This window comes from Pseudoalteromonas sp. Hal040 (assembly GCF_037162425.1).
GTDB classification, from domain to species: Bacteria; Pseudomonadota; Gammaproteobacteria; order Enterobacterales; family Alteromonadaceae; genus Pseudoalteromonas; species Pseudoalteromonas gelatinilytica.
The window spans coordinates 679,461-693,662 of record NZ_JARLUU010000001.1 but is presented as its reverse complement, the minus strand read 5'-3'; the positions used below and the strand labels follow the sequence as shown (position 1 = coordinate 693,662).

Here is a 14,202-nt window from a genome sequence, read left to right as displayed (position 1 = left end):
TTACTGCTCCTTGGTTTCTTCACGTAGCAGAAGTTGTTGTTCGATAGTCGCAAGCGACGATAAGGTTTTTTCCATTTCATCACTCAGTGCTTGCTTAGCTTGTTTTGCCGCTAAATTCTGTTGTAAATATTGCTTTTGTAACCATAGATACTGCTTAATATCATCTGGCCAATAAAAAGCATGGTCACTTTTTTCAAGCTGATTAAGGGCTTTTTCTGGCTCTGAAGCACCGAGTAAACAAATTGACTCAAACAGACGCTTTAGCTCATTTTCTCCGACATAATTTGCTTTATCAGAAGCCGCTTTAAAGCCACCACACTTGGCTGCATGCCAAGCAATGACTTTACTTGCAGGCGGGTATAACGGCTCACTTTTCGGCCGAGGCTTGGGATTAGGTTGCCCTTGAGGTTTCACTTCTGCTGTCGGCTCTACTTGCTCTGCCTCAACATGCTTTTGCGTGATCGTGCACCCTGTTATAAAAAGTGTGCCTATAACAAGCATAAAACTGGCTTTATTCGCTAAGCCCATATCAGTTAACTCCTTGGGTTAATTGAATTGGTAAAATGGCTGTAAATACACACCCTTGTGGCTCATTATCTGTAATAGAGAGCTTACCGTTTAATTGTTCAACGGTTTCTTTTACTATGGTTAAACCGAGTCCGCTGCCCATTTCAGTATGTTGTTTTGCATTTTTGCCTTGGTAAAAAGCCCCAAATACAGCGGCTTTTTCAGTATCCCCTATCCCTACACCTAAGTCGCTGACACTCAAAATTAACTGTCCCTGTTTTAAGCTTGCTTTTATTGTCACTGACTCATGTTCCGGCGAAAACTTTAACGCATTTGAAGTCAACTGAATGAGCACCATTTCAAGTAGCTCAATTGAGATAAACAAGGCTTTATTTGGTAACTCGTTCACCCACATAATGGATAAGTCACGCGCTGATAATCGGTGCTCAAAATGACGCTCAATTTTATTCATCATCAAGTTAAAGTTAAGCTCGCTTAGGCTTTGCTTACTCGTGCGAATAGCGTTGTAACTCAATAAGCTTTCAATCATGGCTCTGAGCCGCACCATACTTTGCGTTATTAGCCCAAGGACAGCTTGCTGCTCACTATTGATTGGGCCAACAATTTCATCTGCGAGTAAGTCTGTGCCTTCAACCATCGAAGCTAGGGGCGTTTTTAATTCATGTGTCACATGGCGTAAAAATGTATCTTTTTGCTGCTCAAGCATATGTAGCTGTGCTTGAACCCACTCTAGTTTGTTACCTAATTCAACTAACTCTGACGAACCTCTAACTTGAATTTTTTGCTGCCAATGGCCTTGTCCAAGTTTATCAATTACATTTGTGAGTTCCCTGAGCCGTCCGCTGATCCGCCAAAGAAACCCGCCCCCGACCAATAACGTGAGTGGAATTAACGCAACTAACCAATTAATAAATGAAGCTTGAAGTGCTTTTAATTGCTGCTGATTTTTTGTGATGCGTAATTCATTTTGCTCTTTGAGCCAATTTGTTTGCTCACTGATAAGCTTACTAGCGGGTGCAAACAGCTCACCATCTTGCTTTTGTTCTATTAATAAATGTTGATGCGCAAATTGTAATACTTCAGCCAATTGCCGCCACTGCGAGACATAATCAGCGGTTGGGCTTAAGAAAATGAGCTCATCGACACTTTGCAGTGACGATTGCCACTTGTTGGCAATTAAGCTATCGAGGGATTCACTTTTAAGCACCCAGTTTTGTCGAGTTGCTCGTTCAAGGCTATTTAAGTCTTGTTTGAGGTTATTAAATGCTTTGGTAATTTCGTAATTGTCACCGACGATTTCTTGAGTCACTGCAAGCTGCTTATTGAGCGCATTTAAAAATAAAATCACCACCAAGGATAACGGCAGCAAAGACAGCAAAATGCTACAGACGAACTGGCCAATAAGACTAGGTCGCCAATTGAGTAACTGTTTTATTTTTATCGCTACTTTATTTTGCATATTCACTCTCAACATAATTGCAGATGCTGATTATTAGTGAACAAACTTAGACACTCGCTGAATCCGACCTTAAAAAGGACTGATTTTCACCCAAAAACCGATACAAAGTTGCTATTTAGCAACAAGCTAACTCATTGAAATAAAATGGATAAACTTTTAGCACCTGAAAATCGTTGCAAAAAAGACACAACACCCTGTAACTATTTCGCATTCAAAACCACATAAATCCAATAACCAATTGATAATTAAGTACTTTTAAAATTGGCACTGATTTTGATTAGTACTAAGCAAATTAGTTATTTAGGACACAAAATGAAAGTAACGGCCTTGGCAGCCACCCTGCTTATAAGTCTCATCTCGTTAAGTAGTTATGCACTTGATTTGCAAACAACGTTTAACGAACTCGATAAAGACAGTAATGGTTTTTTGAGTGAAGCAGAAGCATCTGAAGATGCATTATTACATGGTAACTTTACGCAAATTGATAGTAACCAAGATGGCCAAATTTCATTTTCTGAGTTTCAGTCGTTTATTCAATAGGAGATTGTAATGAAACAACTATTAGCTGCTTTCTCGCTGATGTTTTTAGTTATTAGCGCAACCGTTTTAGCATCACAAATGGATGTTCGATTTGCTAAGTTTGATATTAACGCCGACGGCGAGATTTCATTAACTGAAGCAACCAAACACGATAACCTACTTAAGCAATTTGCCGATATGGATGAAAACGGCGATCAGGTTCTGTCTGAACAAGAGTTTGAAAAATTCAAACCTTAACGGCTTAAAGTGCTTGCCATAATCCCAGAGGGAATGTGTAAACGGATTTAAATTTTGGGAGTTAAATTATGGCAAGCACTTTTATTTATAAAGGGGTGTAATTATGAGTATGAATAAAGGAGTGTAACTATGAGAATTTTCTGGCTTGCTTCATGTACCTTAATTACTATAAGCTTCAATAGCTTAGCATTGGATGTAAAACAAAGATTTGATCACCTTGATAAAGATAAAAATGGCTTTTTATCTGTGCAGGAACTGTCATCGCAACCGCACTTGCAAAAACGCATGGCGCAGTGGGATACTGATAAAGATCAACAAATCTCGCTCCTTGAATTTAAACACTATTTAACAAACAAGAGTTAAAGTAATGTCAAAATTAACCTTTGCCAGCCTAATTTTATGTTGTGCATCTAGCACAGTGAGTTTTGCTGCAGATAGTATTGGTGAAAAATTTAAACAACTTGATCGTAATGACGATGGTTACCTGACTCGTTCAGAGTCTGCTAGAGATCCAGCTCTGTGGTCACGTTTTAAAAACTACGACAGCGATAAAGATAATAAATTATCGCTCAGTGAATTTAAGGTCTACGCAAGCAAATAAAAATACCAATATCATTATTTACTTGCTACTGAGTTGCAGTTTACTGCAACTCTGATACTGTTTTCATAAATCAATAAAAACTATTAGAAGATTATGAAACTCATCATCAGCTTACTAGCAACAGCTTCACTTAGCTGCTTTGCCAACACCACTGTTATCTATAATGTAAATGGCTACACGCCTACCTACAAAGGCGAAACCCAACACTTTTCAGCACTGGTTTTTAAAGACGGTAAAGTCGTAAAAACAGGCAATGACTCAATTAAAAATAGCTTCCCTGACGCCACCGCAATTGATGGCAAGCAAGCCACGTTATTACCTGGCTTAGTCGATGCTCACGGCCATGTAATTGGTTTAGGTAATAACCTTTCACAACTTGATGTCAGAAATACGAACTCGGCAGATGAGGTTGGCAAAATGCTGGCTGAGTTTGCCAAAGATAAACAAGGTTGGATCATTGGTCGCGGTTGGAATCAAGAGCAATGGCCTGGCGGTGAGTTTCCAACTGCAGCTGATTTAGACAAATATGTAAAAGACAAACCTGTGGTGCTTTCTCGCGTTGATGGTCATGCAGTGTGGGTTAACTCAAAAGCCATGGAACTTGCTGGTATCGCCAAACAAACTTCCTCTCCCGCCGGCGGTGAAATTTTAAAGCTAGATTCTGGCTTACCTTCTGGGGTATTCATTGATAAAGCCGAAACGCTTGTTACACAACATGTACCAAAAGCAAGCCATGCCAGCATTAATACGGCATTAGATAATGCAGGTAAACATCTACTAAGTTTGGGTATTACATCAACCCATGATGCAGGTATCGATTACGACACGTGGCAAGTGTACAAGCAGCGCTCTGAGCAAAATACCCTTCCGGTTAGAATCGTTGCCATGCTAAGTGCAGCTGACCCTCAACTAGAAACCATGCTCAAAGCGGGCAAATATAAAGACATGAATGACATGCTGTCGATTCGAAGTGTCAAAGTGTATGCGGATGGTGCTTTAGGCAGTCGAGGCGCAGCCCTTATTGAGGAATACGCAGATCGTAAAAATCACCACGGCTTAATGCTTGAAACCCAAGAAAAGCTTGAGCAGCTATTCAACTTAAGCTTTGCTCATGGCTTTAGTGCGAACACCCATGCAATTGGTGATAAAGCCAATCACGTGGTGCTCGATGCTTATGAAAATGTGTTTAAAAAAACCGGTGGCATTTTACTTCGTAACCGAATTGAACACGCACAAATTGTGACTCCTGAAGATATCCCTCGTTTTAAAACGTTAAAAATTATTCCTTCAATGCAGCCTGTTCATGCAACCTCTGATATGCATATGGCAGAGCAGCGCCTGACTGAAAAACAACTTGAAGGGGCGTATGCTTGGAAAACCTTTTTAGCACAAGGCTCAGTGATTGCAGCTGGTTCTGACTTTCCAGTAGAGCTTGCTAACCCATTTGATGGCTTATATTCAGCTATTACAAGAATGGATCACAATCAATTGCCTGAAGGCGGTTGGCGACCAAAAGAGCTCCTATCGCGTGATGAAGCTTTGCGTGCATTTACTTTAGGCAGTGCTTATGCTGCACATCAAGAATTTAAGCTTGGCAGCTTAGAGCAAGGCAAATGGGCTGACTTTATCTTGATTGATAAAGACTATTACAAAGCGCCAGTCTCAGAGATCCACGATATAAACGTGACACAAACTTGGATTGCGGGCGAGCTGAAATATAAAAAAGAGGAATAATGCTATTTAGCGTCAGCTTTTTGCTGACGCTTTAATTTAACGATGTGGTAAATATTCACAAATGCCAATAAGCCATTGGTGAAGGCAACCGGAACGGCACCAATTGCTAGCCCGTAGAAGGTAAATGCAATACACCCTGCTAGGTTAAGCCAACGTAGTTTTACTACATCGCTCATTGTCAAAGAAGCAACCAACAGTGCTGACGCTAAATAGCCTAAATATTCCCAACTCAATTGTTCTCTCCTAGGCTTTAGGTTAGCATTGGAGCTTGTCATTTTTTTGACGCACTCTGTGCTAGTTTGACAATAAAATAAAAAAGCTAACTTACTAAAAACCTTGTAAAGCTTAAGAATAATCTTGGCTTTAAAATCATTACACGGGAAATGAAGGTATCAGTAACGTGAAACACCTTACTAGCAAGTTAGCGTAAATTCTTAGAATCTTAATGCTAACGTCATTAAGATGTAATAAATAGGACAATTGTCCGAAGAGCGGCGTTAATGTTTCAATATCATTTTTCAAGCTATCTTGTTGACCAATTACTGACATTTGCTGGCAGTAGTTTTCAACAAGCTAAAAAAGAAGTGCTGATCCACCAAGATCAACCTTTGTCAAAACTCGTATTAGTGAGAAGCGGCACTGTGTCGTTCAGCTATGACGTGGGTAATGGCCGACGCCTTCTTTTGGGCCAGCTTGATTGTAACAACACATTGATTGGTGAAATTGAAGCACTGAATAACTACCCGTGTATCTACACAGTTACGTGCTTTAGCGATGTAAGTTATAACCTAATTGAACTTAAACATTGGCGCGCACTACTCTTAGAAAAGCCAGAGTTAAGCTTGTACACGGCGCAAACAATTGCCGCTAAATTCCAAGAAAACCAAAAAATAAACTTAGATAAACTGCTATTACCACTTAGCTACAACATAGCTAAAGATTGCTTATTAAGAGCTGAAAACAGTAACCCAACGTTACTGCGTGCCTACCCTACCGTAAATGCCGAAGCAGAACGCTTTGCCACCACCGAAAGAGCATATAGACGCGTAGTTACAGAATTAGTTGAAAAAGGCTTAGTGCAGAGAAGTAATCAAGGTTTACAAGTAGTAGATATCGACAAGCTTAGCGACTACGTCGAAAGTTTTGCGCAGTTATAAATGTGTTACAAATTTTTCTTAAATGCTTTAAAATAATATTACCAAACTGAAAAGCAAAGTCAGCACAAGTTCAGTTGGATAATCTATAAATATTCATAGAGTTAAGCTTTTTAACAGCAAAGCTCTGTATTATAATTTTGCAAAGCGGTGTGTTGTCACAAGTTACGCCTGAAAGATGAGACAGAACTTTCTTATTTTATTAATGAAAGTATATATAATGTTCACTTGACGTATATATAATGTACGCTTATCCTTCAATAACAGATAACCATGTGTGGCGTTTTTTCGGTGCACAAACCGGTACTATTTGCTCTAATAAAAGTCTGATTACTTTACGAGAAAGGAAAGAAAGGTAACGATTATGGGAAACAATGAATTTAAACTAACCAAGCTAGCGCTAGCGTTAGGTGTCACTTTAAGCTTAAGTGGTTGTTTGAGTGATGACGACAAAAACGACACAGTGCCTGAGCCACCAGTACCTACAGTAGACGTTCCTGTGGCTGATACCCCTGAGGATTTAACGTTCTACGTTTCAGGTAACGTAGTTCAAAAATCAACAGGTAACCCAATTGCTGCAACAATTATGTTTTACCAAGATGGTGCTCCTTCTGAAAATGTTGTCGATATCGACGGTAACGCTATTACCTCTATTACAACTGAAGATGGTTCTTTCACATTCAACTTAGCATCATCTGATGTTTCTACGCTTAAAATGATTGTTTCTTCAGATGAGTTCATTTCTAAAACTTCGATTTTAGATTTCTCTGAAGTTGATAGCTCTGAACCTTTTGAAGCTTTCGTCCAACTTACGAAACTTGATTCAACTGTAACGTCAGCTTCTGGCACTGGTACAACTACTTCTGGTCAACTTGCTGAAGAACTAACTGTATCAGCAGATGCAGACTCAAGCTCAGCTTCTGTTGCAATTGGTACAGATGTTGTTTTACAGGATGCAGATGGTAATGCAATCGCAGACGGTGATATTAGCTTATCTGTAGTTACTGCTGATGTTGACGCAGCTTCAGGTAAAGCGAAAGCAATTGACCTTATCCCTGATGGCTTAAATGAATCAAGCACAACTACTGTTCAAGTTCCAGTTTCGATGATGAATATTGAAATGAAAGCTGGAGATTCAAAAGTTAAAAACTTCTCTAGCCCAATCTCTCTTACGGCATCATTACCAGCAACAGTTAATGGCCAAGCGATTTCTGAAGGCGATTCTCTAAGTGTAATGTCTTATAACGAAGATACTGGTGAGTGGGCAACTGAAGATTCTGTAACAGTAGACGCTGATGGCAACGCAACAGTTTCTACTAATCACTTATCTGGCTGGCCTTTCCTTTGGAGCTTCCCAGCTTGTACTGCGGTACCAACTTTCGCATTAGGTGGGTACCCTGGTAGCGTACCATTAATCATTGATATTGATACTCCTCAATTCTCATACAGCCGCCGTATTAAATCTGGCAGCGGTAACCTATTCTTACGTGCAGCAGCTAAGTATGGCTTATGGAATACTTTAAATGCTCGTATCTCTGTACGTGATTTACTTGGTAATTCATGGGGTTTCAGCTCACAATTAGTATGTGGTCCAATTTCAATTCCAGTTGTTCAACCTTACGAAATCGTTAGTGAGAATATCAATGTAACTTATTCTTGTTCTAACGCGAGCGAAGATTTCCAAGATAATACGTACCCATTCACAGGTGCTTTAGTTAAGTATGCACAAGCAAACAGAATTAAAACAGCTGCAACGGGTTCTGACGGTTCATACAGCTTAACAGGCCTACAAAGTGGTCAACAGTATGATGTTGTATTCACTCCACGTGGTGTTGACGTTGATCAACAAACATTCACTATTACAGCTGATGGCACTGATGAGACATTCAACGTCGTTCGTGATAACTGTGAATTAGAAGAAGTTCCTGTAACTGGTGGTACTGGTTCAACTGGTTCTACTGGTGGTAACGGCTAATCAAATTTAGTTTGTTAAAGTTTTAAAAATACCTCCTCTGGGAGGTATTTTTTTATCTAAATTTCTTCCTACACCAACAATCCTATTTTTTAAAATAATTAAACAGATCATTAGCAACTTCCTTGACGTAAAAGTGTATGGCTACTAGCATTAATTTTCATACAAATACAGTAAAAATTAACTTTACAAGGAAAGTGACTATGAAAAAGTCTAGCTTTAACTTATCTAAACTCGCTTTAGCAGTAAGCACTACGCTGATATTAGCTGGCTGTTTTAGTGATAATGATAACAATGAAACCGTACCTGAACCCCCTACCCCCACACAAAATGTAGCAGTCCCGCCAGTTGCAGCAGCCGTGCAAGCTGGTGCATTAACAATCAACATCGCAGACCTTACAGGTCAACCATTACCGGACTCTGTCACTGCAATGATATCATTTACCTCAAGTGAGGATGGGCTTTTATCTGGTGGTGGTGAAGAGCTGACAGATAGTGATAAATCAACAACAGGAAGTGCATTTGCCTTTACTGTCGAGTCAATTCCTGCAGAAGGCAGTACCTATGAGTTTATAATTAGCGCTGAAGGGTACCTAAATAATAATGCCTCTATAACCTTGTCCTCTAGTGATAATATTGGTGCTAAAGAAGTTCGTTTAACACCACGAGAGCTGAGTGATTCTGATGTTGCTGTTGCTGCTGCGACTGAAGCAGTTTCATCATTAAAAGGGGAGTCAGGGGAAGATGTTACTGTAACTTATGATCCATCAACAGGACTATCACTAGATGGCGCTGACAAAATAGTATTAAAACAAGAAATCGATAGTTCAAAAGCAAATATTGCTGTTGGCAGTGCTACTGTAAAACTTAAAAACGGAACTAAGTTTCTTGATAAAGATGGAACAGCATTAACCTCTGCTCCTCAAATGACCTTGGCTTATTTTGCAAATGAAGCAACAAGAAATAATACAGAAACAGAAGATAACGCCCTAGAAAGCTCTTCACTAGATGCTTTTCCTGGTGGACTTTCATTGTCTGTCACAGCTCCAAATAGCGATACAGAACAAGTTGAAGGCTCATTTACATCAGGTGGTTTTGTTGCAATAGAACTAGTTGATGATGAAGGAAACAAAGTTAGTACGTTTGGTGAAGATGATGGTGGTGAACCTATTTCAATTGAAGTCGCAATGCAGGTTGATAAAAACACCTTGAATCCTTGCCCTGTAACATACGATGAGGCTTCAACAGACAGTCTTTCAGCCCAAGCAGAAGCGAATGGTTATGCGAATGGTGTTTGTACTCTTGAAAGTCCAACGTCTAGAGATTTAGCTGTAAATGATATTTTTCCTGTTTGGAGCTATGATGAAGACACGGGAAAATGGTCGTTTGAGAATTATGGGTTAGTACAAGATAGTGGTGCAGCAAATACATTTGATGTTGAAGTCTCTGTTAATCACCTGTCTTATTGGAACTTGGATTATTTCACATATCGAATAGGCGCTTCAAAGTGCCCAGGAAATACTCTTTCATTTAATGTAGTTGATGTAAATAATGACCCAAATACTTTACGTGCAGACCTCTTAATCGAAGCCAAGGGTTATCGCCAACGAATTTATAATTATGGAGGAAACTATTCAGAAGGAACCTTCAGAAATCCTCCATCGTTCCCTGCATCTATTAAATTTATTCGCGGTAGTAAAAATGTTTTAGATGGTATTGTTGGCGAAGCGAGCGCTGATGGAGTGGTTTCAAAATTATCTTTTGATAATTTATGTGACTTAAATGGTAAAACTATTAAGCTTAATGTCACACCTCCAACAATGGTTTCACAGCAATTCAAGTCTCAGTTGGTATGTAGTAATACTGAAGATTTTGATGTTGATGCATCCCCTGTAGCTACGCCAGCGATTGTATATATCTACGATACTAGTTGGATGTGGCAAGGTAGAGTTTATACAGGAGCTAATGGGCTAGGTAATTTTAACCTAGAGGAAGGCTCTAATTACTATGTTGGCTATTTCAATTACACAAACTATAGCTGGAATGTAAAAGAAATTACTGCAAGCAATACAGTTGAAAATTTAGATATACCCACTATCTGTGAAGTTGAAGAACAACCTATTACAGGTGGTACAGGATCAACGGGTTCTACTGGTGGTAATGGCTAATTTTTAACACTAGAAATAACTATTTAAACCGCGCTTTTGCGCGGTTTTTTACTGCCTTTTAAACTAAACCTTCTCTATAGTGATAAGCATCAATAAATTTATGCAACTTAAACTATTACTCTTAATTACAGACAATAAAAAAGGCTCACTAGGAACCTTTTATGAAACATCTGGACAAGATTACTTTTCCAGTAAAATGTCGTGGATATTCGCTAAATCAGACTTACCTTCGATGATTTCATCTGGCGTTAGGCCTGAAAGCTCATGAGGGAACACAAGCCACTCTTCAGACTCATGAATATAATAATCTGGCACCATGTCTACCTTTGAGTTTTTCGGCTTGTAGTATGGGCATGCAACGCGGATATCACGTGGTAGGTTCAAACGCATTAGCTCAGAAAGCTTTTCTTTTAATGCAACAATACTACGACCAGAATCGAATACGTCATCAACGATTAGTAATGAGTTATCTGCATTGGCATTTTCAATGATGTAATGCAAACCGTGAACTTTGATCTCTTTAGATTGCTGGTTAATACCGTAATACGAAGAAGTACGCACTGCGATATGGTCAGTTTCGATACCTTTGTAATCGTAATACTCTTGAACTGCGATACCAATTGGAGCACCACCACGCCAAATACCAATGATGAAATCAGGACGGAAACCATCTTCATAAACTTGTGCCGCAACACGAAATGAATCTTCAAGAAGCTGCTGCGCAGTGATATAGCACTTATCTGACATAAATAGAGACCCCAGTGTGAATGATCATTCAAGTGTAGCTAATTTAATAAAAACTAACCACAGGATGAGAAAATGTGGGGCGGGATTTTATACTAATTTACTCAAAAAAGCTTGTATCAGTTTGTAAAATTACCTGTTAGATCAAAAAAGCCCCTTAACTTAGATAAAATTAAGGGGCTTAATGAAAAAGATAATTGCTTAGGCTTTTTCTAATAAGGTTCTTGCAACGGTACGCATACCTTGTGTTGTTGCACCTGCAGCCCACTCACTTGTGCTACCCATGTTAAATGCAGCAGCAAGGTCAATGTGCACCCACCCTTTGCCTTCATTTGGTACAAAGCGTGATAAGAAACCAGCCGCATTAGAAGCGCCACCGTAACCACCGCCTTTTTGAGGACGGCTATTTGCGGTATCTGCATATGGCGATGGGCAGTTTTGTTGGTGCCATTTTTCAAGTGGTAATGGCCAAGCAGCTTCCATTTCTTGCTCTGCAAAGTCTTGTACGTCACGTACAAGCTCTTTATCAAGACCAAACAATGCATTGTACTCTTGACCAACAGCCACAAGCGCAGCGCCTGTTAGTGTTGCAGCATCAATGATTAATGGCGCACCAGACTCACCTGCAGCCATTAAGCCATCAGCAAGCACTAAACGGCCTTCTGCATCGGTGTTAACGATTTCAACCGTTGTACCATTCTTATAAGTAAGGATATCGCCAAGTTTATAAGCATGACCTGAAATAAGGTTTTCTGCACAACATAAGAATAATTTAATGCGTTTGTTGATACCACGGCTGATAGCTAGCGCTAAGCCCGCAGTTACTGTAGCAGCACCACCCATGTCACACTTCATACCTAACATGCCTTCACTTGGCTTGATAGAGTAACCGCCTGAGTCAAAAGTAATGCCTTTACCAACTAAAGCAGCCGCAACAGGTGCGTTCTCGTCACCCGTTGGGTTGTAATCTAATGCTAATAATACCGGTGGACGCTCACTACCACGACCTACCGCGTGAATACCAATCCACTGTTGCTCCAATAAAGCATCACCTTTAATGATTTGGTAGCTTACGTGCTCAGGCGCTAATGACTGAATAAACTCCGCCGCTTTACCGGCTAGGCTTTCTGGGAAAATATCATCCGCAGTGCCATTGATCATTTGACGAGCCCACGTCGCTGCTTGCTTTAACGAAGTCAGCTCTTTGCTGTCTGTTTTTGCATTTTCAGCAAACTCAATTGCGTCTAAATTCTTTGGTGATACAAAACCTTGATAAAAAGCCCACTGTGTTTCTGTGCACCAAACATCGCCTACTAAGGCAATATTTTTTAAGCCTTGATTAGCTAACGTACGTGCTGCTTTTTGTACGTTTTTAAGTGTATCTTGCTCAGTTAAATGAACAGTTGCGCCTTGTTCAGTAAAAGAAAGAGCGGCTTTTTCGCCCCAATGTGCGGCAGCGCCCTGCTCGCTAAGTTGAACTAGAAATTTTTCTGACATGTTAGAATACTCTTTGCGCTAAAAATGTTGTTCGAGTTTACTACAGCCAACGTCAGTTCCCAACAGCTTGCGATAAATAGCGTTATGAAGTGTGGTTTAATCTGCGTAATGAATCACTTACAATAAAGAAAAACCAATCAAGTAGAGTCATGAAGTTTACTCCTGCATTACAATCAGCCACCTTAATTAAACGTTACAAGCGCTTTTTAGCTGATTTAAAAACGGCTGACGGCGAAGAGTTTACAGCACACTGCGCTAATACCGGCAAAATGACAGGCTGTGCAGAGCCTGGCTTTAACGCTTTTTATTCAACTAGCGATAATGCCAAACGCAAATATCCTCATTCACTGCAATTAACCCAGAACCAGTTTAACCAATTGATTTGTGTAAATACGGCTATTGCAAACAACGTTGTGCAAGAAGCGCTCGAAGCAGGCACGATTGCTGAACTTGCTAACTACCAAACCATTGCTGCAGAGGTGAAATACGGCCAAGAAAACAGCCGCATCGACTTTTTATTAATAGATGATCAAAAGCCTCATTGTTATGTTGAAGTTAAGTCAGTGACCTTACTGTCGCAAACAGAGCCTCATTCTGGGCAAGGGTATTTTCCCGATGCAAAAACTGAGCGTGGCCAAAAGCACCTTCGAGAACTTGTAGAAATGGTGCAACAAGGACATCGCGCGGTCCTTTTATTTGCTGTTTTACATGAAGGCATTAACCAAGTAAGTGCGGCAACTCATATTGACCCTAAATACGCACAACTTTTAACTGATGCAATTGAAAAAGGCGTTGAAGTTATTGCTTACAAAGCAAAAATATCTGCTGATGAGATAAAAATACAGGAAAAATGCCCATTCATCACCTAAGCTACTCTTTTACTAAAACGACAATAAAAGCACGATTTAAGTTGTATTATTTTTTTTGCCCATATAACTTAGCAAATTTAAAAAATTTACGGATAGTTAAGGGCTTATAACACCGCCCATAATTATTTGAGCAATCATTAGTCCGAGGTCAAGAGGATTAATTAAAAATAAATTTGCCTCAATCTAATGATTCTGCTATTTATAGCCGCCGGCTAACGCTGGGCAAAATATTAAGGATTTAGGAGAAAGTTATGCCAGACCAAAAAAACTAGGGTTATTGGCTCAGGCCGGGTTGGAACCATATCAAGAACAGCCAGGTGAAGAGTATATGAATGATGCACAACGTGCTCATTTTAAAACAATTTTAGAAGCTTGGCGTAACGATTTACGTAACGAAGTAGACCGTACTAAATCGCATATGCAAGACGAAGCAGCTAACTTTCCAGATCCAGTAGACCGTGCAGCACAAGAAGAAGAATTCTCATTAGAACTTCGTACTCGTGACCGTGAGCGTAAACTGATCAAGAAAATTGAGAAAACGATTCAATTAATCAAAGAAGACGATTTTGGTTATTGTGAATCTTGTGGTATCGAAATTGGTATCCGCCGCCTAGAAGCGCGTCCTACAGCTGATTTATGTGTAGACTGTAAAACGCTTGCGGAAATTAAAGAAAAACAATCTGGACGCGGTTAATATCC

15 protein-coding genes are annotated in these 14,202 nt (G+C 39.8%); 10 read left to right on the top strand and 5 right to left on the bottom strand.

From position 1 onward, the window contains the following. Nucleotides 1-528 carry a hypothetical protein gene (locus P4S60_RS03160; protein ID WP_337114969.1) on the bottom strand — a complete coding sequence of 176 codons (528 nt, stop codon included), beginning with the start codon at nt 526-528 and terminating at the stop codon, nt 1-3. A gap of 1 nt (nt 529) precedes the next feature. Continuing rightward, nucleotides 530-1,987 (bottom strand): sensor histidine kinase, encoded by a 1,458-nt coding sequence (locus P4S60_RS03155; RefSeq protein ID WP_337114968.1) that lies wholly within the window; start codon nt 1,985-1,987, stop codon nt 530-532. A gap of 312 nt (nt 1,988-2,299) precedes the next feature. Here P4S60_RS03155 and P4S60_RS03150 point away from each other — a divergent pair, with 312 nt between their 5' ends. The 5 genes from P4S60_RS03150 to P4S60_RS03130 all read left to right on the top strand — a co-directional run bounded on the left by P4S60_RS03150 (nt 2,300) and on the right by P4S60_RS03130 (nt 5,099). Beyond that, nucleotides 2,300-2,527 carry a cag pathogenicity island protein Cag25 gene (locus tag P4S60_RS03150; RefSeq protein WP_062564862.1) on the top strand — a complete coding sequence of 76 codons (228 nt, stop codon included), beginning with the start codon at nt 2,300-2,302 and terminating at the stop codon, nt 2,525-2,527. Between the two features lie 9 nt (nt 2,528-2,536). Further along, on the top strand, nt 2,537-2,764 hold the full coding sequence (locus P4S60_RS03145) for a hypothetical protein (protein WP_337114967.1): 228 nt from the start codon (nt 2,537-2,539) through the stop codon (nt 2,762-2,764). A gap of 129 nt (nt 2,765-2,893) precedes the next feature. Then, nucleotides 2,894-3,127 carry an EF-hand domain-containing protein gene (locus P4S60_RS03140; RefSeq protein ID WP_063703291.1) on the top strand — a complete coding sequence of 78 codons (234 nt, stop codon included), beginning with the start codon at nt 2,894-2,896 and terminating at the stop codon, nt 3,125-3,127. 4 nt (nt 3,128-3,131) lie between these two features. Beyond that, nucleotides 3,132-3,365, top strand: a complete 234-nt coding sequence (locus P4S60_RS03135; RefSeq protein WP_337114966.1) for an EF-hand domain-containing protein — start codon at nt 3,132-3,134, stop codon at nt 3,363-3,365. 93 nt (nt 3,366-3,458) lie between these two features. Beyond that, nucleotides 3,459-5,099, top strand: coding sequence for an amidohydrolase (locus P4S60_RS03130; protein WP_337114965.1), 1,641 nt, complete (start codon nt 3,459-3,461; stop codon nt 5,097-5,099). Between the two features lie 2 nt (nt 5,100-5,101). Here the strand turns inward: P4S60_RS03130 and P4S60_RS03125 are convergent, their stop codons facing one another. Continuing rightward, nucleotides 5,102-5,332 carry a YgjV family protein gene (locus P4S60_RS03125; protein WP_062564860.1) on the bottom strand — a complete coding sequence of 77 codons (231 nt, stop codon included), beginning with the start codon at nt 5,330-5,332 and terminating at the stop codon, nt 5,102-5,104. Nucleotides 5,333-5,599: 267 nt separating this feature from the next. On the opposite strand from P4S60_RS03125, the gene P4S60_RS03120 reads away from it, so the two are divergent. The 3 genes from P4S60_RS03120 to P4S60_RS03110 all read left to right on the top strand — a co-directional run bounded on the left by P4S60_RS03120 (nt 5,600) and on the right by P4S60_RS03110 (nt 10,393). Further along, on the top strand, nt 5,600-6,256 hold the full coding sequence (locus tag P4S60_RS03120; RefSeq protein ID WP_054560870.1) for a Crp/Fnr family transcriptional regulator: 657 nt from the start codon (nt 5,600-5,602) through the stop codon (nt 6,254-6,256). A gap of 361 nt (nt 6,257-6,617) precedes the next feature. Beyond that, nucleotides 6,618-8,228, top strand: coding sequence for a hypothetical protein (locus P4S60_RS03115; protein WP_337114964.1), 1,611 nt, complete (start codon nt 6,618-6,620; stop codon nt 8,226-8,228). A 200-nt stretch (nt 8,229-8,428) separates the two neighbouring features. Then, the gene (locus tag P4S60_RS03110; RefSeq protein ID WP_337114963.1) at nt 8,429-10,393 is read left to right on the top strand and encodes a hypothetical protein; all 1,965 of its coding nucleotides are present in this window, start codon (nt 8,429-8,431) and stop codon (nt 10,391-10,393) included. Nucleotides 10,394-10,573: 180 nt separating this feature from the next. Here the strand turns inward: P4S60_RS03110 and P4S60_RS03105 are convergent, their stop codons facing one another. Together P4S60_RS03105 and pepB are read right to left on the bottom strand one after the other, a co-directional pair. Beyond that, complete coding sequence (locus P4S60_RS03105) at nt 10,574-11,140, bottom strand: phosphoribosyltransferase (RefSeq protein ID WP_063703281.1); 567 nt, start codon at nt 11,138-11,140, stop codon at nt 10,574-10,576. A gap of 198 nt (nt 11,141-11,338) precedes the next feature. Then, entirely contained in the window at nt 11,339-12,634 is a 1,296-nt protein-coding gene (pepB, locus tag P4S60_RS03100) for an aminopeptidase PepB (protein ID WP_337114962.1), read from the bottom strand. A gap of 149 nt (nt 12,635-12,783) precedes the next feature. Here pepB and sfsA point away from each other — a divergent pair, with 149 nt between their 5' ends. Continuing rightward, entirely contained in the window at nt 12,784-13,503 is a 720-nt protein-coding gene (gene sfsA, locus P4S60_RS03095; protein WP_337114961.1) for a DNA/RNA nuclease SfsA, read from the top strand. 229 nt (nt 13,504-13,732) lie between these two features. After that, nucleotides 13,733-14,197: an RNA polymerase-binding protein DksA gene (gene dksA, locus P4S60_RS03090; protein WP_337116816.1), complete on the top strand. Its 465-nt coding sequence runs from the start codon at nt 13,733-13,735 to the stop codon at nt 14,195-14,197. Nucleotides 14,198-14,202 lie beyond the last annotated feature (5 nt).